This is a genomic window from Streptomyces tubbatahanensis (assembly GCF_022699385.1).
Taxonomy (GTDB): domain Bacteria; phylum Actinomycetota; class Actinomycetes; order Streptomycetales; family Streptomycetaceae; genus Streptomyces; species Streptomyces diacarni.
On the sequence record NZ_CP093846.1, the window covers coordinates 3,418,815 to 3,443,194 of the forward strand.

General features: G+C 73.3%; 20 protein-coding genes. 7 read left to right on the forward strand and 13 right to left on the reverse strand.

The features are described 5' to 3' along the window. Window positions 1-29: 29 nt before the first annotated feature. A complete protein-coding gene (locus MMF93_RS14575; RefSeq protein ID WP_242751710.1) occupies window positions 30-515 on the forward strand; it encodes an ATP-binding protein in 486 nt (161 codons plus the stop codon). Here MMF93_RS14575 and MMF93_RS14580 read toward each other — a convergent pair. Further along, complete coding sequence (locus MMF93_RS14580; RefSeq protein ID WP_242751711.1) at window positions 475-1,884, reverse strand: hypothetical protein; 1,410 nt, start codon at window positions 1,882-1,884, stop codon at window positions 475-477. The genes MMF93_RS14575 and MMF93_RS14580 overlap by 41 nt on opposite strands. 880 nt (window positions 1,885-2,764) lie before the next feature. Here MMF93_RS14580 and MMF93_RS14585 point away from each other — a divergent pair. Further along, window positions 2,765-3,508, forward strand: a complete 744-nt coding sequence (locus MMF93_RS14585; protein WP_242751712.1) for an RICIN domain-containing protein — start codon at window positions 2,765-2,767, stop codon at window positions 3,506-3,508. A 60-nt stretch (window positions 3,509-3,568) separates the two neighbouring features. On the opposite strand, the gene MMF93_RS14590 is transcribed toward MMF93_RS14585, so the two are convergent. The 7 genes from MMF93_RS14590 to MMF93_RS14620 form a co-directional block, all read right to left on the reverse strand. Beyond that, window positions 3,569-4,264, reverse strand: a complete 696-nt coding sequence (locus MMF93_RS14590; protein ID WP_242751713.1) for a TetR/AcrR family transcriptional regulator — start codon at window positions 4,262-4,264, stop codon at window positions 3,569-3,571. A 77-nt stretch (window positions 4,265-4,341) separates the two neighbouring features. Beyond that, entirely contained in the window at window positions 4,342-5,130 is a 789-nt protein-coding gene (locus tag MMF93_RS14595; RefSeq protein ID WP_242751714.1) for an enoyl-CoA hydratase family protein, read from the reverse strand. Then, on the reverse strand, window positions 5,130-6,299 hold the full coding sequence (locus MMF93_RS14600; protein WP_242751715.1) for an acyl-CoA dehydrogenase family protein: 1,170 nt from the start codon (window positions 6,297-6,299) through the stop codon (window positions 5,130-5,132). Before MMF93_RS14600 ends, MMF93_RS14595 begins: the two co-directional genes overlap by 1 nt. 156 nt (window positions 6,300-6,455) lie before the next feature. Then, entirely contained in the window at window positions 6,456-8,378 is a 1,923-nt protein-coding gene (locus MMF93_RS14605) for an acetyl/propionyl/methylcrotonyl-CoA carboxylase subunit alpha (protein WP_242751716.1), read from the reverse strand. Between the two features lie 80 nt (window positions 8,379-8,458). After that, the gene (locus MMF93_RS14610; protein ID WP_423835426.1) at window positions 8,459-10,189 is read right to left on the reverse strand and encodes an acyl-CoA carboxylase subunit beta; all 1,731 of its coding nucleotides are present in this window, start codon (window positions 10,187-10,189) and stop codon (window positions 8,459-8,461) included. Beyond that, window positions 10,141-11,880 carry an acyclic terpene utilization AtuA family protein gene (locus MMF93_RS14615; RefSeq protein WP_242757570.1) on the reverse strand — a complete coding sequence of 580 codons (1,740 nt, stop codon included), beginning with the start codon at window positions 11,878-11,880 and terminating at the stop codon, window positions 10,141-10,143. The genes MMF93_RS14610 and MMF93_RS14615 overlap by 49 nt, the downstream gene beginning before the upstream one ends. A gap of 32 nt (window positions 11,881-11,912) precedes the next feature. Further along, a complete protein-coding gene (locus MMF93_RS14620) occupies window positions 11,913-12,794 on the reverse strand; it encodes a TIGR03084 family metal-binding protein (protein WP_242751717.1) in 882 nt (293 codons plus the stop codon). Between the two features lie 243 nt (window positions 12,795-13,037). Between MMF93_RS14620 and MMF93_RS33355 the strand changes: the two genes are divergently transcribed. Together MMF93_RS33355 and MMF93_RS14635 are read left to right on the forward strand one after the other, a co-directional pair. Continuing rightward, window positions 13,038-13,982 carry a helix-turn-helix transcriptional regulator gene (locus MMF93_RS33355; protein WP_274709464.1) on the forward strand — a complete coding sequence of 315 codons (945 nt, stop codon included), beginning with the start codon at window positions 13,038-13,040 and terminating at the stop codon, window positions 13,980-13,982. Window positions 13,983-14,100: 118 nt separating this feature from the next. Then, window positions 14,101-14,760 carry a dioxygenase family protein gene (locus MMF93_RS14635; protein ID WP_423835427.1) on the forward strand — a complete coding sequence of 220 codons (660 nt, stop codon included), beginning with the start codon at window positions 14,101-14,103 and terminating at the stop codon, window positions 14,758-14,760. Between the two features lie 66 nt (window positions 14,761-14,826). On the opposite strand, the gene MMF93_RS14640 is transcribed toward MMF93_RS14635, so the two are convergent. Then, entirely contained in the window at window positions 14,827-17,715 is a 2,889-nt protein-coding gene (locus MMF93_RS14640; RefSeq protein WP_242751718.1) for an FAD-binding and (Fe-S)-binding domain-containing protein, read from the reverse strand. A gap of 145 nt (window positions 17,716-17,860) precedes the next feature. Next, window positions 17,861-18,238 carry an MmcQ/YjbR family DNA-binding protein gene (locus MMF93_RS14645; RefSeq protein ID WP_242751719.1) on the reverse strand — a complete coding sequence of 126 codons (378 nt, stop codon included), beginning with the start codon at window positions 18,236-18,238 and terminating at the stop codon, window positions 17,861-17,863. Window positions 18,239-18,364: 126 nt separating this feature from the next. Between MMF93_RS14645 and serC the strand changes: the two genes are divergently transcribed. Beyond that, a complete protein-coding gene (gene serC / locus MMF93_RS14650) occupies window positions 18,365-19,483 on the forward strand; it encodes a phosphoserine transaminase (RefSeq protein ID WP_242751720.1) in 1,119 nt (372 codons plus the stop codon). A 99-nt stretch (window positions 19,484-19,582) separates the two neighbouring features. Here serC and MMF93_RS14655 read toward each other — a convergent pair whose 3' ends face one another. After that, window positions 19,583-20,365, reverse strand: coding sequence for an ABC transporter permease (locus MMF93_RS14655; RefSeq protein WP_242757572.1), 783 nt, complete (start codon window positions 20,363-20,365; stop codon window positions 19,583-19,585). Window positions 20,366-20,511: 146 nt separating this feature from the next. Next, complete coding sequence (locus tag MMF93_RS14660; protein ID WP_242751721.1) at window positions 20,512-21,549, reverse strand: ATP-binding cassette domain-containing protein; 1,038 nt, start codon at window positions 21,547-21,549, stop codon at window positions 20,512-20,514. 168 nt (window positions 21,550-21,717) lie between these two features. Here MMF93_RS14660 and MMF93_RS14665 point away from each other — a divergent pair, with 168 nt between their 5' ends. Then, complete coding sequence (locus tag MMF93_RS14665; RefSeq protein WP_242751722.1) at window positions 21,718-22,515, forward strand: TetR/AcrR family transcriptional regulator; 798 nt, start codon at window positions 21,718-21,720, stop codon at window positions 22,513-22,515. A gap of 87 nt (window positions 22,516-22,602) precedes the next feature. Here MMF93_RS14665 and MMF93_RS14670 read toward each other — a convergent pair whose 3' ends face one another. After that, window positions 22,603-23,643 carry an esterase-like activity of phytase family protein gene (locus MMF93_RS14670; protein WP_242751723.1) on the reverse strand — a complete coding sequence of 347 codons (1,041 nt, stop codon included), beginning with the start codon at window positions 23,641-23,643 and terminating at the stop codon, window positions 22,603-22,605. Between the two features lie 58 nt (window positions 23,644-23,701). Here MMF93_RS14670 and MMF93_RS14675 point away from each other — a divergent pair, with 58 nt between their 5' ends. Further along, on the forward strand, window positions 23,702-24,379 hold the full coding sequence (locus MMF93_RS14675) for a GDSL-type esterase/lipase family protein (RefSeq protein ID WP_242751724.1): 678 nt from the start codon (window positions 23,702-23,704) through the stop codon (window positions 24,377-24,379). Window position 24,380 lies beyond the last annotated feature (1 nt).

Sequence of the window (24,380 nt, forward strand, 5' to 3'; positions counted from 1 at the left end):
CGCTAGTCGCGTAGCGGGACGGTCACGCCATGAATCCGCAAACGCAGAGAATTCGCCAGTCCGCGCCACCACGGGCGGTGGCCGCGGCACCGTCGACGTTCGCCGTGCAGCTCAGCTCGACCCGGCGGGGCGCCCGCCTCGCCCGGCTGCTGGCCACGCAGTGGCTGGACGAACGCGGTGTGCCGTACCGGAGCGCGGCGTCCCACACGGCCGCGCTCCTCGTGGCGGAGCTGGCGGCCAACGCCGTACGGCACTGCGGCAGCATCGGCCGGGACTTCCGGCTGCGGCTGACACTCGGCGCAGCCGGCACCGCACGGGGGCCGGTGTTGCGCGTCGAGGTCACCGACGCCCGCGCGGACAAGCCCCTGCCCTCGGGCCCGTGTCGGCTGCCGGACCCGGAGGAGGAGTCGGGGCGTGGGCTGGTGCTGGTGGACGCGGTGGCCCACCGCTGGGGAGAGCGGGTGAACGATCTGATCACCAAGACGCTGTGGGCGGAACTGGACCTGCCCGAGTGAGCGGGCCCCGCGCACGAGGGGTGTTCGCCCAGGTGCCGGTCGTGCCCGTGCGTACGGGGAGGCGGTCGGTCTTGCGTTGCAGGGAGGTGAAGTCCTCGAACCAGGGGTGGGTACGGCCGGTCGAGCCGTCTGGGCCCTGCCGGACGGTGCGCGTGGCGTAGAGGCTGTTGAGCATCCAGGGGTGCTTGTCGGGGCCGATGTCGCGGACCATGGCGGCTCCCTGGGCCACGCCGTACGTGGCCACCGCGAGCTTTCCCGTGTCGCGGAAGCGCTGGACCTGGTCGCGCAGGTAGTGCCTGTTCCTGTGGAACCAGGGGCTCATCGACAAGAAGGCGTCCCACTTGTCCTGCGGGAAGGGGCTGTCCGCCGCCTTCCGCAGAAGCTGCCACACCCGGGTGCCCGGGGCGACGCCGTACCGCCGGGCGAACCGGGGCGGGATCCTGTCCCGCATGTGGGCACGCCAGGTGAGAACCAGGGAGAACTCGGTCGCGAGGAACTTCTGGTCGGAGCGCAGGTGCGGAAGCACGTAGTCCAGGTACTGCTGGGCTGCGTCGAGGGACGTCACGTGCGGGTGGATGTCGACGCCTTCGAGCTCCCGCGTGTCGTGGACGAACTCCAGCCACCGCCGGGTGGCCGGTGTCCGCTCGGCGGGGTTGTCGAGATGGTTGAGCGCACCCATGTACAGGCGGGTCCTGCACCCCTTGGGAAAGTGCTTCTCGCGGTACGCGATGAGGTGCTCGGCCACGTGCTCGTAGAACCTGTTGAGGGCGGGTCCTTCACGGTCGGACCGCCGCGTCTCCAGGAACGGCTCGTTGCCTACCGCGAGGATGTCGACCTTGCCGAGCACCGCGCGGGCCACCTTCTCCACGCGGGCCAGCTCGGTGTCCATCGCCATGCTGCCCGGGGCGGGAAGCCGACGCTGCTGGTACGGGAACTTCAGCGACAGCACCGTGCCGTAGTGGTGTGCGTGCGCCTCCAGCAGGGTGGTGACCGCCCGCTGCTCCTCCGCCGGGCCCCGGTCGACCTGGAGCGTCGGCAAGAAGCCCCGCACCCAGCTCGCGGAGGCGCCCCGCAGCCTCTCGAAGCTCACCTCCGTGGGGTCCTCGTTGAAATTGACACCCAGGATGCCGCTCGGGGCCCTCGCGGGGCGGTCGGGAGTCCCGTCGCCTTCGTCGTCGCCTCCCTCGTCCTTTCCGACGCCGCACCCCGCCGCCAGCAGTGCGGCAGCGGACGCCCCGAGCACGAGACGGCGCCGTGGCACGCCGGACTTCGGTGCAGGGGGCGGACCCTGCGCGGGGGGCGGGCCCTGTGCGAGGGGCGGGCCCTGCGCGGGGGGCAGGCCGGGCTCCGGCGGCGTTGTGGGAGGCATGACGTTCTCCTTCTCCGTGTGCCGAGGGATACACGCAACGGCTACACGTCCGCGAGGCCGGAAGTGTTCAGCGTCCCGCCGAGGCGGTCAGCCCACGCCGACCGCGTTGACGAAGGGCTCGGGGCTCTTCATGTCCTCGGGGAGCGGTGGAGGCGTGGGAGGGGGAGGGCCGCCCGGAGGGGACTCGTCCCGGTAGGCTGCCAAGTTCTGGACAGCTCCGCTCACTTCAGGTAAGGGGCAGGAGCACACCCGATCACGAGCGTCCCCTCTGTCCCTTCCGCATGTCGGCTGGTCGGCGGCTGATCGATGAACAGCACCGCGATGAGCAGCATCGAACGGAGAGAAAATGCCTCCTCACGAGGAAAGCACGGGCCCAGTCGCCCCTGAAGTGCGCCGCGCTGTCCCCGCACCCGGTGTCGCCGGAGACCTGGAGGCGGTCATACCGCGGTCCGGCCGACCGATCCGTTTGGCCCCGGCCGGGCAGCCGGAAGAGCCGGAAGGGCGGCAGGAACGGCAGGAACGGCAGAAACGGGAGGAAGAGAGCCAGGAGGCTCCCGAGCGCGCCCGCGGTGAAGGTGAGGCGGAGGTCTCCCCCGCTCCCTCCACGGGTGCGGCGGCTCTCGACGCACCCGACGCGGCCACCGCCCCGGACTCCGCCACCGCCGACACCTCCGCCCCCGCTCCCGCCTCCGCCCTCCCCGGACAGGGAACGACCGGATCCGGCGACGCTGCGGCCGCGAGCGCGAGTGGCAATCCGCCGGACCCGTCCAGTAGCGCCCATGTCGGCGGTGGGCAGCCTCCCTCGGGCCGCCCCTCCAAGGCGATACTCGCCGGCGCGGCTATCGCGGGGGCGTTCCTGATCGCGGTTCCGTTCCTCGTCATGGGGGCGAACGACGACGAAGAAGAACAGAAGATTTCGAAGACCGCCTCGGGCGTGACGATGCCGAAGGACAGTGAGGACGGCAACCCCGGTCAGTACGTCCCTGCGTCACCCGCGCCGTCTCGCGCCGCCGATGCTTCCGAGAGCCCGGATACGGAGAAGTCCGAGCACGACAAGGACGACAAGGCCGGCGAGAAGGAGCCCGACGAGAAGGCGAGCGCCGCGGAAGCCGAACACGAGAAGAAGCCGGGCGCCGTGGTGGCGGGAGGACCGTCGAAAACCAAGCCCATGCTGCTGCGGAACGCGATGACCACGTTCTGCGCCGACGTACCAGGGCGCGGCAAGGGCAAGGTCGGCGGCCCGGTCAACCAGGCCGGCTGCCACTCCACCGGGGACAACCAGAAATGGGAATTCCAAGTGAGCATCAAGGGAGGGGGGCCGGGCGGCTCCCACCTCTTTGTCATACGGAACAAGACGGACGGCCTGTGCATGGACGCGGCCGGCAAGGGAAACGCTCCGGGGGCCTCGCCCCTCACCGAGGGAAAATGCGACATGTCCCGAGCGGACAACCAGCTCTGGTGGCTCGACGACCGGGACGGCGGAAAGTACTGGATCCGCAATGTCAAGAGCAGCGACCGGTGCATTGACGTCTGGGGCGAGCACTTCGGCAGCGGTGGCCGCTTCGCACGCCTGGGCTTGGCGGACTGCAACCCCAAGGACGACCACGCCTGGAAACTCGGCTGACGCCGACGACGGTCCCAAGGCACCTGGACCCCCACCGGGCGGCCCGGTAACGCCCAGGCGTCAGCTCCGCAGGCTCGCCTCCACGAGGCGGGCCCACTGGGCCACGATGCCGCGGCGTCGGGCGCTGTCGTCGGTCAGCAGATTGGCGAGGCCCAGGCCGCGGGCCGTGTCGAGCAGGCCCTGCACGGTCTCGCGTACGCCGGGGCGGGACTCGTCCGCGCCCAGCAGGGCGACCGCCATCCGGTGCGTCTCCCGGCCGATGCGGGCCTCCAGGGCGGTGACGCGGGGGCCGAGCTGCGGCTCGTTGGAGGCGGCGACCCACAGGTGCAGGGCGGCGCGGAAGAGGGGGCCCGTGTAGAGGCCGACCAGCGTTTCGACGGCGGCGTACACGGAGGCGGGCGTCGGCAGTTCGCGCAGGGCGCGGGAGCGCTCCTCGGCGACGTACTCCACGGCGGCCGTGAACAGGTCCTCGCGGGTGGGGAAGTGGTGCTGGGCCGCGCCCCGGGAGACGCCCGCATGTTCGGCCACCACCGCGACGGTGCTGCCTGTCCAGCCCCGCTCGGCGAGGCAGGTCACGGCCGAGGCGAGCAGCCGCTGCCGGGTGGCGCGGCTGCGGTCCTGTTTCGGCGCGGCCCCCCGGGCTCCCGGCGCCCGCCCGCCGGGGGAGCGTTCGCCCGGCGCGCCTGCGCCCGGCGCGCGCCCGCCCCGCGCGCCCTCGCCCGGAGCACGCTCGTCCGTCGTCCGTCCGCTGCGCATCCGTTCGCTCTCCGTCCCCGTGCGTGGGTTCTCGGCGCGGTCCCCCGCGCGGTCCGCTGCACGGGGGTCCGGGCGGTTCACCGCGCGGGGGTCTGCCGCACCGTCCACTCGGGCTCCCGTCGTTCCAGGAAGGCCGTCATGCCCTCGCGTGCCTCGTTGGACGCGAACAACCGCGCCGACAGTTCGGCGAGCGTACCGGTGTCGCGGTCGAACGCGGCCAGTACCTCCCGGGTGACCAGCTGTTTCGACGCGGCGAGGCCCTGGGGGGAGCCGCGCCGGAGGCCGTCGAGGATGGGGGCGAGGGCTTCGTCGGGGTCGTCGGCCGCGCACGTCACGAGGCCGATCCTGGCAGCTTCCGCCGCGTCGAACCGTTCGCCCGTCAGGTAGTACCGGGCCATCGCGCGCGGGTCCGTGCGCGGCAGCACCGGCAGGGAGATCACGGCGGGGGCGACGCCGATGCGGGCCTCCGTGAAGGCGAAGGTGGCGCCCGGTCCGGCCACGGAGATGTCGCACGCCGCGAGCAGGCCCGTGCCGCCCGCGCGGACGTGTCCCGTGACCCGGGCGACGACCGGTTTGGGGAACGCGACGAGCGTGCGCAGGAGCCTGGCCAGGCCCAGGGGGGCGTCCGTGGGCGCGTCGTCGGCGCTCGCCTCGCTCAGGTCCGCGCCCGCGCAGAACGTGGTGCCCGTGTGGGTGAGGAGCACGGCGCGGGTGCCGGGGTCGGTCTCGGCACGGTCCAGTTCCTCGTGCAGCCGGGCCACCAGGCGGGCGGAGAGTGCGTTGCGGTTGTGGGGCGAGTCGAGGGTGAGGGTGCGGACGGCGTCGCGGGACGCCACCGTGACGACGTCCTTCTCCGGCGTGCCCATCAGTAGGACTTCGGGAGGCCGAGGGTCTGGTGGGAGACGTAGTTGAGGATCATCTCCCTGCTGACCGGCGCGATCCGCGCCACCCGGGACGCGGTGATCATCTGTGCCAGGCCGTATTCGCGGGTCAGCCCGTTGCCGCCCAGCGTGTGCACCGACTGGTCGACGGCGCGCACACACGCCTCTCCCGCCGCGTACTTGGCCATGTTCGCCGCCTCTCCCGCGCCGATGTCGTCACCCGCGTCGTACAGCCGTGCGGCTTTCTGCATCATCAGGCGTGCGCACTCCACCTCGATGTGGACCTGTGCGAGGGGGTGGGCGATCGCCTGGTGGGCGCCGATGGGTTCCTTCCACACCTGGCGGGTGCGGGCGTAGTCCAGTGCCTGCTCGATGCAGTAGCGGGCCATGCCCAGCGCGAAGGCCGCCGTCATGATGCGCTCCGGGTTCAGGCCGGCGAACAGCTGGAGCAGGCCCGCGTCCTCGTCGCCGACCAGCGCGTCGGCGGGCAGCCGCACGTCGTCGAGGACGAGTTCGAACTGTTTCTCGGGGGCGCCGAGTTCCATGTCGATCTGGTGGCGGGTGAAGCCGGCCGCGTCGCGCGGGACGATGAACAGGCAGGGCTTCAGCTTGCCCGTGCGGGCGTCCTCCGTGCGGCCGACGACGAGCGTCGCCTCCGCGATGTCGACACCGGAGATGAAGACCTTCCTGCCGGTCAGCAGCCAGTCGCCGGTCGCCGCGTCGCGGCGGGCCGTGGTGGTGATGCGGTGGGAGTTGGAGCCGGCGTCCGGCTCGGTGATGCCGAACGCCATCTTGCGGGTGCCGTCGGCCAGGCCCGGCAGCCAGGCCCGCTTCTGCTCCTCGGTGCCGAAGCGGGATATCACCGTGCCGCAGATCGCCGGCGAGACCACCATCATGAGCAGGGGGCAGCCGGCCGCGCCGAGTTCCTCCAGGACGAGGGAGAGTTCCTGGATGCCGGCGCCGCCGCCCCCGTACTCCTCGGGCAGGCTGACGCCCAGGTAGCCGAGTTCCGCGGCTTCCAGCCAGAGTGCGTCGGTGTGCTTGCCCTGCGCGACGACGTCGGCGAAGTACGCGCGCCCGTAGCGTTTGCCGAGGGCGGCCACCGAGGCGCGCAGCGCGCTGTGTTCCTCGGTTTCGATGAGACCGTGGGTCATGGTGCGTCCCTTCGTTGTGGTTGCGCGCGCGGTGTCCGGCCCCTTCCCCCGCCCCTTCCCGTTTCCTCCGGGGCTCCGCCCGCCCCCGGACCCTGGGTCCTCACACGCCGGACGGGCTTGGAAAAAGCGCCCGTGGAAGAGGCGGGGCCGGGGCTGTCACTCCGCGACGACGGCCAACAGGGTGCCGACGTCGACCTGCTGGCCCTCGGACACGTGCAGTGCGGTGACTCTTCCGTTGGCGGGGGCGGCCACCCGGTGCTCCATCTTCATCGCCTCCAGCCACAGCAGGGGCTGGCCCGCGGTGACGGTGGCGCCCTCGCGCAGGCCCTCCGCGAGGCGGACGACGGTACCGGGCATGGCCGCCAGCAGAGAGCCGGGTTCCGTCACGTTCTCCGGCTCGGGGAGGCGGGGGAGCGCGGTGAAGGCGTGGGCGCCGGCGAACACCCGGTCGCCGTACACCGCGACCGGGTACCGGCGCCGCACGCCGCCGCTCTCCAGTACGACCGCGTCGGCCCGTGCCGTGACGACCCGCACGTCGGGAGCGGAGACGAGGGTCGGCCGTCCGTCGCGCCCCCACACGTACCGCACCTCGTGCTCTGCGCCGTCGCGGTCGGCGTAGCGCCGCAGGTGGGGCGCGGAGGCGAGATTGCGCCAGCCGCCCGTTCTGGCGGCGACGCGGGGGCGGGCGGGCTCGTCGCGGACGGCCTGGGCGAGCGCGGCGGCCGGCAGCGCGCAGGCGGCGTCGGCGGCGTCCGCTTCGGTGGGGGTGGTCAACTCGGCCAAGTGCCGGGCGTAGAAGCCGGTGTCCATGCCGGCGGCGGCGAAGTCGGGGTGGCGCAGGGAGCGCACGAGCAGGTCGCGGTTGGTGACGGGCCCGTGCACGTGGGCCTGTTCCAGCGCCCGCGCCAGCTTCCGTACGGCCGCTGAGCGGGTCGGCGCGCAGGCGATGACCTTCGCGAGCATGGGGTCGTAGTGCACGCCGATCTCGCAGCCGTCCGCGACGCCGGAGTCGACGCGGACGTCTCCCGGCACCTCCAGCCGCCACAGGGTGCCCGTCTGCGGCTGCCAGTCGCGGGCCGGGTCCTCCGCGTACAGGCGCGCCTCGACGGCGTGCCCGCGAGGCGGCGGGGGCCCGTCCTCGGGGAGGGCGGCGCCCTCGGCCACCTGGATCTGGTGGGCGACCAGATCCAGCCCGTACACGCACTCGGTCACCGGGTGCTCGACCTGGAGGCGGGTGTTCATCTCCAGGAAGAAGGGCCGCCCACGGGCGGAGACGAGGAACTCGACGGTGCCCGCGCCCCGGTAGTCGACGGCGCGGGCGGCGGCGCGCGCCGCGTGGGCCAGCGTGGCGCGCAGCGCGTCGTCCAGGCCGGGCGCCGGCGCCTCCTCGACGACCTTCTGGTGGCGGCGTTGCAGCGAGCAGTCGCGGGTGCCCAGCGTCCACACGGTGCCGTGGGCGTCGGCGAGCACTTGGACCTCGATGTGGCGGCCGTCCTCGACGTACGGCTCGACGAAGACCTCGCCGTCGCCGAACGCGGAGGCGGCCTCGGCGCGCGCGGCCTCGATCGCCCCGGGCAGCGCCGCGCGTTCCCGTACGACGCGCATACCGCGTCCGCCGCCGCCCGCCGCCGCCTTGACCAGCACGGGAAGGTCCGCCTCCGTGACCTCGTCCGCGTCGAGCGGGGCGAGCAGCGGCACCTGAGCCTCGGCCATCAGCTTCTTGGCGCGCGTCTTGGAGGCCATGGCCTCGATCGCGGCAGGCGGCGGGCCGATCCACACCAGTCCGGCGTCCTGTACGGCGCGCGCGAAGCCGGCGTTCTCGGACAGGAAGCCGTAGCCGGGGTGGACGGCGTCGGCGCCGGCGGCGCGTGCGGCGGCGACGAGGAGATCACCGCGCAGGTAGGTGTCGGCGGGCGCGTTGCCCGGCAGCCGGACGGCGGCGTCGGCCTCCCGTACGTGGGGCGCCTCGGCGTCCGCGTCGGAGTGGACGGCCACCGTGGCGATGCCCAGCTCGCGGCAGGTGCGCAGGACGCGCCGCGCGATCTCGCCCCGGTTGGCGACCAGTACGGAGTGGATCATTCCCTGCTCCCTGTCGTTTCCGAACGTGCCCGTCCGTGCCTCGATCCGGCCCTCATCGCTGTGCTCACCTTTGGAAGTGCTCACATCCGGAAGACGCCGAAGCCGCCGCGTGCGCCCCTCACCGGCGCGGTGTGCACAGCCGACAGGCAGATACCGAGGACGGTGCGGGTGTCGCGCGGGTCGATGACCCCGTCGTCGTAGAGCCGTCCCGACAGGAACATCGGCAGGGACTCGCTCTCGATCTGCTGCTCGACCATGGCCCGCAGCCCGGCGTCGGCCTCCTCGTCGAACGGTTTGCCCTTCGCTGCGGCCGACTCGCGCATGACGATCGAGAGCACGCCCGCGAGCTGCTGCGGCCCCATCACCGCGGACTTGGCACTCGGCCACGCGAACAGGAAGCGCGGCTCGTAGGCCCGGCCGCACATCCCGTAGTGGCCCGCCCCGTAGCTGGCTCCGAGCAGGACCGACAGGTGCGGCACCTTCGAGTTGGAGACGGCGTTGATCATCATGGAGCCGTGTTTGACGATGCCGCCCTGCTCGTACTCCTTGCCGACCATGTAACCGGTCGTGTTGTGCAGGAACAACAGCGGGATGTCGCGCTGGTTGGCGAGCTGGATGAACTGGGTCGCCTTCTGCGACTCCTCGCTGAACAGCACCCCCCGCGCGTTGGCGAGGATGCCGACCGGATACCCGTGCAGCCGCGCCCACCCGGTCACCAGGCTCGCCCCGTACAGCGGCTTGAACTCGTCGAAGGCGGAGCCGTCCACGATCCGGGCGATCACCTCGCGCGGGTCGAACGGCACCTTGAGGTCGCCGGGCACGATGCCGAGCAGCTCCTCCGGATCGTGCACGGGCTCCGCGACGGTGTCCTGGGCCGGGTCCGGGTGTGCCTTGCGCCAGTTGAGGCGGGCGACGACGCGGCGCGCCTGGCGCAGCGCGTCCGGCTCGTCCACCGCGTAGTGGTCGGCCAGCCCCGAGGTACGGGCGTGCATGTCCGCGCCGCCCAGCTCCTCGTCGTCGGACTCCTCGCCGGTCGCCATCTTGACCAGCGGCGGACCGCCGAGGAACACCTTGGCGCGCTCCTTCACCATGATCACGTGGTCGGACATGCCGGGGATGTACGCGCCGCCTGCCGTCGAGTTGCCGAACACGACGGCGACCGTCGGAATCCCCGCCTCCGACAGGCGGGTGATATCGCGGAAGAGCGCGCCCCCGGGGCTGAAGATCTCCTTCTGGCTCGGCAGGTCCGCACCGCCGCTCTCGACCAGGCTCACGCACGGCAGCCGGTTCTGGTACGCGATCTCGTTGGCCCGCAGCGCCTTCTTCAACGTCCACGGATTGCTGGCACCGCCGCGGACGGTCGGATCGTTCGCCGTGATCAGGCACTCGACGCCCTCGATGACGCCGATGCCCGCCACCAGCGAGGCGCCCGTCGTGTAGTCGCTGCCCCACGCCGCGAGCGGGGACAGCTCCAGGAACGGGGTGTCCGGATCGAGCAGCAGCTCGATCCGCTCGCGGGCCGGCAACTTGCCGCGCCCCCGGTGCCGGGCCACGTACTTCTCCCCGCCGCCCGCGAGCGCCTTCGCCTGCTCGGCGTCCAGCTCGGCCAGTCTGCCCAGCATGGTCTCGCGGTGCGCGGCGTACTCCGGCGCGCTGGTGTCGAGCGCGGAGCGCAGGGCCCCGGCGCCGGCGCCGGGGCCGGGGCCGGTTCCAGCTGCTCCGGCCGCTCCGGCTGCTCCGGCCGCTGCCTGCGTTCCAGCGGTCACGAGAGGAACTCCTCCGGTATGTCGAGGTGGCGCGCGCGCAGCCATTCGCCGAGCGCCTTCGCCTGCGGGTCGAAGCGGTGCTGCGCGGCCACGCCCGCGCCGAGGAGGTCCTCGACCACGAAGTTGAGGGCGTGCAGGTTGGGCAGTTCGTGGCGGGTGACGGGCAGCTCCGCCGTCTCCGGCAGCAGCTCGCGCAGCTTGGCGACGGTGAGCGTCTCCCTCAGCCACCGGTGGATCGCCGGGTCCCCGTCACGCGCCCACACCCCGATGTTGGCGCTGCCGCCCTTGTCGCCGCTGCGGGTGCCGGCGACGCGGCCGAGGGGTGCGCGTCGGGTGTTGTGCCCCTGCCCCGCCCCTTCCCGTTTCTCGGGGGGCTCCGCCCCCCGGACCCCCCGGTTCCGGGAAGGGGCGGGGTGGGGGAAGGACACGTCCCGCCGCCCGCCGTCCGGCAGCACCGCGACATGGGGCACCGTCGACGCGTCGACGTAGGCGGCCTCGAAGACCCCGTAGGGCGCTCCTCGCGACGGCGGCGCCGTCACGTGGAAGCCCGGATAGCTGGCCAGCGCCAGCTCGATCGCGGGGCCCGAGACGGCGCGGCCGACGGCGGCCTCGTCGTCGTCGCGGACGACCAGCCGCAGCAGCGCACTCGCCTCCTCCTGCACGTCGGCGTCCTCGCGCCCCGTCCGCACGAGGCTCCAGGTGACCTCCCTCGGACGCCGGGGCCCCGCCAGCGCGGACTCCATCTGGCCGCGCACCAAGGCGGCCTTGGCGTCGATGTCGAGTCCGGTCAGCACGAAGGTGACCTCGTTGCGGAAGCCGCCGAGCCGGGTCAGGCCGACCTTGAGGGTGCCGGGGCGGGGCTCGCCGCGCACGCCGTCGACGCGGACACGGTCGGTGCCCGCCTGGCTGAGCCGCACGGAGTCCAGGCGCGCTGTCACATCGGGTCCCGGGTAGCGGACTCCCGCGGTCTCGTAGAGGAGTTGCGCGGTGACGGTACCGACGGTGACCGCGCCGCCGGTGCCGGGGTGCTTGGTGATCACCGAGCTGCCGTCCTCGGCGATCTCCGCCAGCGGGAACCCGGGCCGGCGCACGTCGATCCCTTCCGCCGCGAAGAAGGCGTAGTTGCCGCCGGTCGCCTGGGCGCCGCACTCCAGCACGTGCCCGGCGACGACCGCGCCCGCCAGCCTGTCCCAGTCGTCGTCGGCCCAGCCGAAGTGGGCGGTGGCGCAGCCCGACACGAGCGCCGCGTCGCTCACCCGCCCGGTGACGACGACGTCGGCGCCGCCCCGCAGGCACTCCGCGATGCCCGCGCCGCCCAGGTACGCGTTGGCCGTCAGCACCCCCTCGCCCCAGCCGCCGCGCCCGGTGAGGTCGTCGCCCTCGACGTGGGCGACCCGCGCGGGTACGCCGACGCGCTCGCTCAGCTCGCGCACGGCGTCCGCCAGGCCCGCCGGGTTGAGGCCGCCCGCGTTGGTGACGAGCGTGACGCCGCGCTCCCGCGCGAGCCCGAGCCCGGTCTCCAGCTGCCGCAGGAAGGTCCTGGCGTAGCCGCGTGCCGGGTCCTTGAGGCGGTCGCGGCCGAGGAGGAGCATGGTGAGTTCGGCCAGGTAGTCGCCGGTCACCACGTCGAGGGGGCCGCCGGTCAGCATGTCGGCGAGCGCGTCGAAACGGTCGCCGTAGAAGCCGGACGCGTTGCCGATGCGGAGCGGCGCGCTCCGCAGCGCCGGGCCCCTCACGCCTTCCCGGGAGACCCCGGTGTCGGGACCGCTCACGCCCGCGCCTCCCCCGCGTGTCCCGGCTCGCGGCCCGCTCCCGGCGGCCCCGCGTGTCCCGGCTCGCGGCCCGCTCCCGGCGGCCCCGCGAACGCCTGGGCGATGTCCAGCCACTGGTCGGCTTCCGCGCCTTCGGCGTGCACGTCCGCGTCGTCGCGGTGCACCCGCTGGGTCACCAGACGGCAGAAGTCGTACGCGTCCCCGGTCACCTTCTGCCCGGCGTCCACCGCGCCGTGCGCCCACACCTCGCCGTCTGGTCCCCTCACCTCCACCCGGAACGGCCCCGCCGGCGGCCGCAGCCCGTGCACGGCGTAGGCGAAGTCCCGGGCGCGGACGCCGAGGTGCACGATGTGCCGCAACCGCCGCGTGGGCTGCCGCGCGACACCCAGCGCGTCGGCGACGTCCTCACCGTGCGCCCAGGTCTCCATCAGGCGCGCGGTGGCCATGCTCGCGGGGCTCATGGACGTTCCGTACCAGGGCAGCCGGGGGCCGGGCAGCGCGGCGGTGAGCGCGTCCGCCAACGCGGCGCGCCCGGCCCGCCACCGGTGCAGCAGCTCGGTGTGCGGCAGCCTGGCGCCCTCCTCGGCCGCCTCGTCGATGAAGTGCGCCGCCGCTCCCCCGGTTCTGGAGTCGCCCTGGGACCCGTCAGGGAACCGCTCCGCCTCGCGCCGGAACGCCTCGGGTTCCGCGGCCGCGAGCAGCGCTTGCCCGTCGGTCCAGGCCAGGTGGGCGATCTGGTGGGCGACGGTCCAGCCGGGCGCCGGGGTGGCTGCCGCCCAGGTCGCGGGCGGCAGGTCGGCGACCAGCCGGTCCACCTCCTCGCTCTCGGCGCGCAGGTCGGCCAGGAGGCCGCTGAGAAGCTCCGCCGGTGTGGCCACAGCCCACCCTCCTCGGGTCGCGGGTCGCGGGTCGCGGGTCGCGGGTCGGGGCGGCGGCGAGCGGGGCGCGCCTCACCCGAGGCGCTCCGGCCGCCGCAGTGCGCGCCCCAACCGCCGTGCGTGGCACCGAGACTGGCAGTCACGGCAAAAACAAGCAAGCGTGCTTGCATGACTTTTCTCCGCGGACCCGTCCGGGTAGCTCCCTTGCGGAACGGGGGCCCCGAAGGGAGGGAAAGCGACAACGTGACCGCGACGCGCAACTCCGCACCCGTCCACCCCGACATGCCGCTGCACCGGCTCGACGTCCCCGCCCCGCGCGTCCTCCCGTTCGCCATCGGGACGTTCGACACCATCGGCCCGCTCTCCCGCGCCGCCTACCCCCACCGGCACACGTTCTACGAGATCGCCTACGTGACGCACGGCAGCGGCTCCCACGTCATCGACCTGCGCCGCTGGACCCTGCGCCCGCCCCACCTGTGCTTCATCACGCCCGGCCGGACTCACCACTGGCAGCAGCACGAGCAGGTCCAGGGCAGCGTCGTCCTCTTCGACCCGTCCTTCCTGCTCGCCCACCCGTCCGACCGCGCGTTACTGCGCGCCCTGGGCGAACACCCCTCCCTCCCCCTGACGGGGCAGGCCGCCGCGCGGGTCGAGGACCTGCTCGAGGGCATGCGGTCCGAGTACGGCGGAGGACAGCGCGGCATGCCGACGGTCCTCCAGGCGTATCTGCACATCCTCCTGGTCCACGCGAGCCGCCTCCCCGCCGAGACCCGCGCGCACAGCGGCCGCGCGGCCCGGGCCCGGGACGCCGCCCCGGGCGCAGCCGCCTGTCTGGCGGGCCGGTTCGTCCAGTTGCTGGAGGCGCCAGGCGCCGCGGGCGCACACACCGTCGCCTCCCGCGCCGCCGAACTCGGCGTCTCCGTCGGCTACCTGACCGCCGCCGTCCGCTCGGCCACCGGACGCACCCCGGGCCAGCTCATCCGGCACGCCCAGGTGCTGGAGGCCAAACGGCTGCTCGCCGGCACCGACATGACGGTGCGGCGCGTCGCCCACGACGTCGGCTTCGCCGACCCCGCCTACTTCTGCCGCTTCTTCAGGCGCGAAACCGGCGCGAGCCCCGGCCAGTTCCGCCGCGAGGCCCACGAGGGGCCGGCGACGGAAAGCACGGAAAGCACCACGCTTTGGTAACTCCGTCCATCGACCCTGCCCCGGCCCCGCCGTAGCGTCGTCCCCACTCGGCCGAACCCGGCCGGACGCGTCCGTCCCCCGCACTTCCCCCACCGTCGAAAGAGCGAGGAACGAACCAGTGGATGACGACAAGCGCCCCCAGGCGAGAAGGCCCCGCGGGATCAGCCGCAAGAGCGTGCTGCGCGCCGCGGTGGCCGCCGCGCCGGCCGCCGTGCTGATCGGCACCGGAGCGGGCGGAGCGGCCCCCGCGCTGGCCCGCGACCAACGCGGCGCCGGCCGGCGTCTGGAACCGACCCCCACCTGCGACGACGGCGACGACCCCACACCGCCGCAGATCGAGGGCCCCTACTTCAAGCCCAACTCCCCCGAGCGCGACGCGATCGTCCCGCCCGGCACCCAGGGAACCGAGCTGACCGTCAGCGGGTTCGTCTTCGGCACCGGATGCGAGCCGCTGGCGGACGTGCTGCTCGACTGGTGGCAGGCCGACCCGAACGGCGCCTACGACAACGCCGGCTACGGCTTCCGCGGCCACCAGTACACCGGCGCCGACGGCTCCTTCCGGCTGGCCACGCTGCACCCGGGCCTGTATCCGGGCCGCACCCGGCACCTGCACGTCAAGGTGCAGGCCCCGCACCAGTCCATCCTGACCACCCAGCTCTACTTCCCGGGCGAACCGCGCAACCAGACCGACCCCCTCTTCGACGCCCGGCTGCTGATGAACGTCCAGCAGAACGGCGACGGGCTGGTGGGCACGTTCGACTTCGTGGTCAACGCGTAGGGCCGTAAGGCCGCCGTCCGCCCCCTCGCCCGGCACCGTCACCGGTCGAGGGGGTGACGCGCGGACTCACGTGCCGGAGCCGGACGCCGCTCGCCGGTGCAGGTGGGCGGCCAGCACCTCCGCCAGGTGCCTGCTGCGGTGGCCGCCCAGTTGGTCCATCTGAGTGCGGCACGAGTAGCCGTCCGCGAGAATCTCCGTGCCCGGCGCGGCCTCCCGCAGGGAGGGCAGGAGCTGGTCCTCGGCGCACGCCGCTGAGACGGCGTAGTGGCCCTTCTCGAAGCCGAAGTTGCCGGCCAGACCGCAGCAGCCGCCCGACAGGTCCCCGGTGAGACCGGCGCGCTCGCGCAGGCGGCGGTCGGCGGCGTCGCCGATGACCGCGTGCTGGTGGCAGTGGGTCTGGCCGGCCACGGGCCGGTCGACGCGCGGCGGTTCCCAGTCGGGGGCCTGCTCCTGAAGGGTCTGCGCGAAGGTGCGCACCGCCCGTGCCAGGCGCGCGGCGCGCGGATCGTCGCTCAGCAGTTCGGGGACGTCCGAGCGCAGGGCGGCCGCGCACGGAGGCTCCAGCACGGCGATGGGCAGGCCCGCGTCCAGGGCGGGCTCGATGTGGTCGAGGGTGCGGCGCATGACCGTGCGGGCGCGGTCGAGCTGGCCCGTGGAGACGTACGTCAGGCCGCAGCACACCTGCTTGGGCGGCACGACGGGGCGCAGTCCCGCGTCCTGGAAGACCCGCACCGCCGCCGTACCCGCCTCGGGCGAGAGATAGTTGGTGAAGGTGTCGGGCCACAGGACCACGGGGGGGCCGCTCGCCCGCTGTCTGCCCGGCTGCTTGCGCCACCAGCGGGTGAAAGAGGTGCGGGGCAGTGCGGGGATGTCCCGCTCGGGGGCGAGACCGCCCAGCCGTTTGGCGAGCGCCGCGAGCGGAGGGACCGCGGCTCCGGCGTTCAGCAGCGGCACCGTGCGCGTGGCGTCGGCCAGGCGCAGCCAGCGCGGCAGCCACCCCATCGAGTAGTGCGCCATGGGGCGCGCCTTGCCCGGGTTGCGCGCGTCGCCCTCGTGGTAGTGGTGCAGGAACTCGGCCTTGTAGGTGGCCATGTCGACGCCGACAGGGCAGTCGCTCTTGCAGCCCTTGCACGACAGGCACAGGTCGAGCGCGTCGTGCACCTCCTCCGACTGCCATCCCTGGGTGACGACCTCGCCCGCGAGCATCTCGTGCAGCATCCTGGCCCGGCCGCGGGTGGAGTGCTTCTCCTCGCCGGTGGCCCTGAAGGACGGGCACATCACGCTCGCGCCCGACGCCGTCTCGTTGCGGCACTTGGCGACGCCCACGCAGCGGCGCACGGCGGCCGAGAAGTCTCCCCCGTCGTGCGGGTAGCCGAACTCGACGTCCACGGGGGTGCGCGGCAGCGGGGCGAAGCGCAGGTTGGCGTCGATCGGCTCGGGCCGCACGAGCATGCCGGGGTTGAGTCCGCCCGCCGGGTCCCACAGGTCCTTGAAGCGGTTGAACAGGCCGATCATCTCGGGCCCGTACATACGGGGCAGCAGTTCGGCGCGCGCCTGCCCGTCGCCGTGCTCGCCGGAGAGGGAGCCGCCGTGCGCGACGACGGTATCGGCCAGCGCGGTGGAGAACTCGCGGAACGTGGCGATGCCCGCGGCGTCCATCAGGTCGAAGTCGATGCGCACGTGGATGCAGCCGTCCCCGAAATGCCCGTAGGGCAGGCCGCGCAGCCCGTACTCGCGCAGCAGTTTGCGGAAGTCGCGCAGGTAGGCGCCCAGCCGCTCGGGGGGCACGGCGCAGTCCTCCCAGCCGGGCCAGGCCTCCGCGTCCTCCGCCATGCCGGGGAGCCGCAGCCGGGTCGCCGTCCCGGAGGCGTCCTCGCGAATCCGCCACAGGGCGCGCTGCCCGGCCGGATCCGTGACGAGGGAGTGGTCGGTGCTGTCCTCGCGGGCCGCGCGGCACAGCGCGTCGGCGTTGGCCCGCGCCTGGGCCGCGTCGTCGCCGCCGACCTCGACGAACAGCCAGGCGCCGCCCCTGGGGAGCGAGGCGCGGGCCGCGTCGCCCACCAGGTCGTTGGCCATGCCCTCGACGGTGAGGGGCCCGTGCGGGAGCAGCCCGGCGGCGGCCTCGGCCGCCGCGCTCTCGTCGGCGTACCCGAGGACGGCCAGCACGCGGGCGCCCGGGGTGGGCACCAGCCCCACGGTGGCGCGGGTCAGCACGCCCAGGGTGCCCTCGCTGCCGGTGAAGGCGCGCGCCCAGTCCTCGCCCTTCTCGGGCAGCAGCTCGTCCAGCGCGTAGCCGGAGATCCGGCGCGGCAGCTCGGGGAACCCCGTGCGCAGCCGGGCGAGTTCCCCCTGGACGAGGGAGCGCGCCGCGGTGCGCAGCCGCTCCGGCACCCCGTCGCCGCCGCGCGCGAGGCGGGCCCGCTCACCGCCGTAGGTGAAGACCTCCAGCTCGCGGACGTTGTCCGCGGTGGTGCCCCAGGCCACCGAGTGGGAGCCGCAGGAGTTGTTGCCGATCATTCCGCCGAGGGTGCAGCGGCTGTGCGTCGAGGGGTCGGGCCCGAAGGTGAGCCCGTACGCGGCGGCGGCACCGCGCAGGTCGTCCAGGATCACGCCGGGGCGCACCACGGCGGTGCGGCTGTCGGGATCCAGGCGCTCGATGGCGCTCAGGTGGCGGGTGAAGTCGAGGACGACGCCTGCCCCGGTGGCCTGCCCCGCGATCGACGTCCCCGCGCCGCGCGCCACCACGGGCACGCCCCGCTCCCGGCAGACCGCCAGCACGGCCGCCACGTCGTCGTCATCCCTGGGCGCCACCACACCGAGCGGAACCCGCCGGTAGTTGGAGGCGTCCATCGTCATCAACGCCCTGTCCTGGACGCCGAACTCCACCTCGCCGCCCCGCACCGCGGCCCGAAGTGCCCGTTCCAGGTCCGTTGCCCGTTCCCGTGCCTCTGCCATGCGCACAGAGTGCACGCTCGGGCCGGGCGAACGCTGCCCCTTCGGTGATCTGAACACCTGTGTCCCCCGTCACGCGCGCGGGCATGGACTTCTTCCGGGCCGTGGCGCCCACCCGGGCGGACCCGGCGGGCGGCGGGTCAGCCCGTCAGCCCGCGTACGGATCCGGTGCCGTGAACATGTCCAGCAGGCGCGGCGGCGCCGCCTGCCGGAAGGAGTCGACCACGATGTCCCGCAGCTCCGCCATGTCCTCCAGGGCCGCCAGCCGGGCCCGCACCCAGGGGGAGCCCGCCTCGTGCGGCGGCACCCAGAACTTCTCCGGCTCGGCCGCGATCAGCTCGCCCCTCTCCAGGCGGGGGCAGCGCACCGCGAACGAGGACTGGTCGTCCGGCATCGTCAGGAACATCTTTCCCGCGACCCGGAAGGTCGGCATCGCCCACGCCTCGACCTCCTTGGCCTCGGGAAGCACCAGCGCGAGACGGCGCACGTCCTCGGGCCCTGGCCGGCCGGCTCTCGGTCCTTTCATGGCCTCAGAGTAGGGGCACCCACCGACAGCGGGCCGCCGCGCGCCCACCGCGGTCCGCGTCCACCCGCCGTCTCAGGCGCTGGACGTCCCGCCGTGCCCGCGCCCCGGCGGCACTAGGCTTGCCCCGTGGCTGATCTCCAGATTCCCGCTGACATCAAGCCCGCCGACGGTCGCTTCGGCTCGGGCCCCAGCAAGGTGCGCGAGGAGGCACTCACCGCCCTGGCCGCGACCGGCACCTCTCTCATGGGCACCTCCCATCGCCAGGCACCCGTCAAGGACCTGGTCGCAAAGGTGCGCGAGGGCGTGCGGAGCCTCTTCTCGCTGCCCGAGGGATACGAGGTGATCCTGGGCAACGGCGGCTCCACCGCCTTCTGGGACATCGCGACCCACGGCCTGATCACCTCCCGCTCCCAGCACCTGTCCTTCGGCGAGTTCTCCTCCAAGTTCGCCAAGGCCGCCCAGCAGGCGCCGTGGCTCGGCGAGCCCAGCATCATCTCCGCCGACCCGGGCACCCACCCCGAGGCGCGCGGTGAGCAGGGCATCGACGTCTACGCGCTCACCCACAACGAGACCTCCACCGGCGTCGCCATGCCGCTCCAGCGCGTACCCGGAGCGGACGACGGCGCGCTCGTCCTGGTGGACGCCACCTCGGGCGCCGGTGGCCTGCCCGTCGACATCACCGAGACCGACGTCTACTACTTCGCACCGCAGAAGTCCTTCGCCGCCGACGGCGGGCTGTGGATCGGGGTGTTCTCCCCCGCCGCCATCGAGCGGGCCGAGCGCATCGCCGCCTCCGACCGGCACATCCCGGCGTTCTTCGACCTGAAGACCGCGATCGACAACTCGCGCAAGAACCAGACGTACAACACCCCGGCGCTGGCCACCCTCTTCCTGCTCAACGACCAGCTGGAGTGGATCAACGGCCGCGGCGGGCTCGACTGGGCCGTCGAGCGCACCGCGGACTCCTCAGGGCGGCTGTACGGCTGGGCGGAGAAGGCCTCCTTCGCCACCCCGTTCGTGTCGGACCCCGCCCAGCGCTCCCAGGTCGTGGGCACCATCGACTTCTCCGACGACGTGGACGCCGCCGCCGTGGCCAAGGTGCTGCGGGCCAACGGCATCGTGGACACCGACCCGTACCGGAAGCTGGGCCGCAACCAGCTGCGGGTCGCCATGTTCCCGGCCGTCGAGCCGGCGGACGTGGAGGCCCTGACCGCCTGCGTCGACTACGTGATCGAGAACCTGTGACCTGTTTCTGAGAGCGTACGGGCGGCCCACCACCGGGTGGGCCGCCCGCGCTCGCCGGGCGGGGCCCCGCGCCGTGTCACCTGCCCAAGTGTCCCCGTGTCACCTGCTCAGGTGCCTGAAGCGGCGCACCGCCAGCGGCAGGAAGACGGCCGTCAGGACGAGCGGCCACACCACCGCCATCAGCCCGGCGTGCTGTTCGATCCAGCTGTCGCCGAGCGGCAGCGGGTTGCCGTACAGGTCGCGGACCGCGTTGGTGGTGGCCGAGACGGGGTTCCACATCGCCACGGTGCCCAGCCAGTCGGGCATCGCGGACGGCGGGGTGAACACGCTGGAGACCATGCCGAAGGGGAACGCGACGGCGAACAGGTTGCCCGCCGACTCCTGGTTCTTGGCGAGCAGCCCGATCAGCACGCCGACCCAGATCAGCGCGAACCGCAGCCAGAGCAGCAGCGCGAAGGCGCCCAGCGTGGCGAGCGGTCCGCCGTCCGAACGCCAGCCGACCACGAGGGCGATGGCGGCGAGTACGGCCAGGTCGAGCGCCGCGTGCAGCACGTCGGAGACGCCGCGCCCGGTGACCACGGCAGAGGACGCCATCGGCATGGAGCGGAACCTGTCGGTGACCCCGCGCTCCTTGTCCACGACGACGGCCACGGCCGTGTTCATGAAGCCGAAGGCCATGGTCATGGCGAACATGCCGGGCATCGCGTAGGCCTTGTAGTCCACCCCCTCGCCGACGTCCATGGCGCTGCCGAAGACGTAGACGAACAGCAGCACGGAGACGATCGGGAAACCGAGCTGCCAGGCGATCAGGGACGGCTGTCTGACCAGGTGCGTCAGGTCGCGCCTGACGATGGTCCAGCAGTCGGCGACCGCCCAGTACATCCGCCGGCCTGCGGTCTCGCCGCCCGCCCCGCTGCCCTTTCCACCGCTTCTTCCGCCGCTTCTTCCGCCGCTCTTTCCACTGAGGGCCCCGCCGGTGGTCCCGGTGGTCCCGGTGGTTCCGTCGGCGGTGGCGGTCTGCGAGGTGCTCATCGGACGGCCTCCCGGGGTGCGTTCGCCCGCTGCGGCGCGGACCTGTTGCCGGTCAGGGCCAGGAAGACCTCGTCCAGCGTGGGGCGGCGCAGCCCCAGATCGGCGACGGTGACGCCGGCGTCCTGGAGGGCGCGCGCCACGTGGGTGAGCGCGGGCACGCCGTCGGTGACCGGCGCGTGGACGCGCAGCCCAGCGGTGTCCGTCCCGACGTCGGCGCCCTCGGCGGCGACCCGGGAGACGGCGGCCTCGAGAACGGGCAGTTCGCGGGCCTCGGCGGCGACGACCTCGATACGGTCGCCGCCGATCGCCCGCTTGAGCCCGGCCGGGGTGTCCTCGGTGACGTTGCGGCCCTGGTCGACGACGGCGATGCGGTCGGAGAGCTTGTCGGCCTCGTCGAGGTAGTGGGTGGTCAGCACGACGGTGGTGCCCTGCTCGGTCAGCCCGCGCACCGCCTCCCACACCTCGCTGCGCCCGCGCGGATCCAGGCCGGTGGTCGGCTCGTCCAGGAAGAGCACCTCGGGGGCCAGGATCATGCTGGAGGCCAGGTCGAGGCGGCGCCGCATGCCTCCGCTGAAGCCCTGCGGCTGCTTGTCGGCGGACTCGGTCAGGCCGAACTGGTCGAGCAGTTCGGCCGCCCGGCGCCGGGCGCGCGCCGCCCCGAGGTGGAAGAGCCGGCCGAACATCTCCAGGTTCTGGCGGGCGGTGATGATCTCGTCCACGGCGGCGTGCTGCCCGGTCAGCCCGATGCTGCGGCGCACGGCCCGCGGGTCGCGGCTCACGTCGTGCCCGCCGACGGTGGCGCGGCCGCCGTCCAGCCGGGCGAGGGTGGACAGGGCGCGGACCGCGGTGGTCTTGCCCGCGCCGTTCGGGCCCAGCAGGCCGAACACCGTGCCGCGCGGCACGGCGAGGTCGAGGCCGTCGAGGGCGTGCTTGTCGCCGTAGCTCTTGCGCAGCCCCTCGGCGAGGACGGAGTACGCGGACGTGGCGGCACCGGCGTGCGGGTGGGCCGGCGGTGCGGAGTCTCGTACGGGCATGTTCTCCCCTCCATGTACTGGGTACGTCGTACCCAGAAAGAAGAGCGTACAGCCTACGCAATTGAGTGCAAGGGGAATTCCACCTGGGAAGATCCCTACGATGGCGGCCACGATGAACACACAGACGACTCAGACGACACAGACGACTCAGACGACGCCACAGACGTCATGACGAGCGAGCCCACCACCGACCGCGACACCGGCCTGGCCCGCCTCGTCCGCAGCCTCGACCTGCTGTGGGGACGCACCACCAGGGACCGGCCCGCCCGCGGGCCCAAGCCGGGGCTGACCCTCGCCGAGATCGTGGCCGCCGCCATCGGCCTCGCCGACCACGAGGGGCTGGCCGCCTTGTCCATGCGCCGGGTCGCCGCCGAACTGGGCGTCGGCACCATGTCGCTCTACCGCTACGTGCCCGGCAAGGACGAACTGCTCGCCCTGATGGTCGACCAGGTCCAGGGCCCCGCGGATGCCTCCGACCAGCGGCCCGGCACCCCGCGGGACGGCACCGGCTGGTGGCGGGAGCGGCTGGAGCTGGTCGCCGAGTCGTCGTGGAAGCTCTACACGGACCACACCTGGCTGATCCAGGTCGACCAGGCCCGCCCCGTCCTCGGCCCGCACAGCATGGCGGGGCTCGACTTCGCACTCGCCGCGCTCGAGGGGCTGCCGCTCAGCGGACAGGAGAAGATGGGCGTCCTGGTCGGCCTCGACAACCTCGTACTGGGAGCGGCGCGGTCACACGTGCTCTACCAGCAGGCCGCGCAGCACTCCGGGGTCAGCGACGAGGAGTTCTGGCGCACCCAGGAGCCCTACATGGTGCGGTTCATGGAGGAGGGCAGGTGCCCGAGGCTCGCCGCGCTCCCCGAGGACTCCTTCTCCGCCGATCCCGCCGACGCCATGCGCTTCGCCGTCCGCGCCCTCCTCGACGGCTTCCAGCAACTCCTGGACCAGCGCGACGCCGACGCCTGAGCGCACGGGACCGCCGAGCACGCGGGACCGCCGAGCACACGTGACCGCCGAGCACGCGTGACCGCCGAGCACGCGGGGCACCGCCCCTCACTCGCGGCGGCGGAAGAGACGGCGCAGGCCCCACCACACCGCCAGGGCGACGGCGAAGGTGGCGGCGCCGAGACCGAGCGTGCGGTCGTCGTCGCCGGACGCGCTGCCCTCGTCACCGCCGCCCTTGCCGTCGTCCCCGGACGAGGACGCCTCACGCACCGAGTCGGGCACGGCCTCACCCTCGAGCTGTACCGGCTCGACGCCGCTGCCCGCCCCCTCGGAGCCGAACATCAGCGTCCGCCCGTCAGGGGTGAAGGTCACCGACTCGCCCTGCCGCTGCAACGGCACCGCCACGGAGCCGATCTTGTCCGGCTTGCCGTCCTTCCACCGGTAGGCGTAACCGCTGAAGTAGCCGCGCAGCACCAGCCGCGTGCCGTCGGGGGAGAACGCCCCGTCGGTGGCCTCAAAGTCGAGGTCGGCGACCCGCGAGAAGGTGTTGGTGCCCGCCGCGTCGAGGCGCCGCGGCCCTGCGTAGACACCGGCCTCGCCCTTCGCGTTCTTGCTGGCGATGTAGACGCGACCGGTCTTGGGGTGCACCATCAGCGACTCGGCGTTGCGGGGGCCGTCGGCGTAGCGGACGGTGTAGCGCGTCGGCGTCACGGTGATGTCGCCGTGCAGCCGCTTGGGTTCGTGGAAGCGGTAGATCCACACCTCGGACCAGGAGCCGTCGAGGTTGTCGCCGATGTCGCCGACGAACACGTCGCCGTCGGGCCCGACGGAGATGGCCTCCACGTCCCGGGGGTCGATGCCGCGCAGGACGACCCTGGCGACGGTCTTACCCGTGCGGCTGTCGACCGCGTACACGTACGGGCCGTCGTCGGAGTCGTTGTGCGTCCAGTAGACGCCCTCGTGGGCGCGGCTGGCGGCCAGGCCGCTGGACTCGGTGATGCGGGAGTCCCGGATCGTGAAGCCCTTGGGTTCGTCCGCCGCCCGGGCGGGAAAGGGGGCGGAGGCGAGCCCCGCGGCCAGGACCGCCGCGGCCAGCGCCGCCTTCTGACGGATCCCGACGACGGACCCACGTGTGCGCTCAGAGGACATGGGCTCAAGTGTCCAGCATCACGGTGCGTGTCGGTTGGTGATCCACCAGGATGAGCGCATGCGCATCCTCTTCGTCGGCGACTCCATGACGATCGGAGCCGCGGGCGACCACACCTGGCGCTACCGGATGTGGCAGCACCTGACCCGCACGCTGCCGGACGGCACCGTCCACGTCGTCGGCCCGCGCAGCGCGCTGCACGAGGACTCGCACCACTACGCCGACCCGGACTTCCCCGCACACGCGCGCGCTCACCTCGCCGGCTGGGGCGAGGGCTGGCTGCACATGGCGCCGCTGATCGGCCGGGCGGTGGCGGAGCACGGCGCCGACACGCTGCTCGTCTCGCTGGGCCTGATCGATCTGGGGTTCTACACGGGGCCCGAGCAGACGCTGGCCAACGTCGAGGCGTTCCTCGCCCGCGCACGGGCCGCGAACCCGACGCTGCGGGCCGTGCTGCTGCCCGTCATACCCAACGTGCGCGCGGCGAGCGACCCTTCGTTCGCCGCCGCGTGCGCGCACTTCAACACGCTGCTGGCCAAGGCGGTGGCCGAACACGCGCAGCCCCGTTCGCCGCTGCTGCTCGCCTCGGTGCCCGAGGACTGGTCACCCGAGCGCGACACCTACGACGGCACGCACCCCTCCGCCCACGGCGAGCACCGGATCGCCGCCGCGTTCGCCGACGCACTCCACCAGGCGTGGGCCGTGGGTGGGCCGTACCGGTTCACACCGGTCTGTTGAC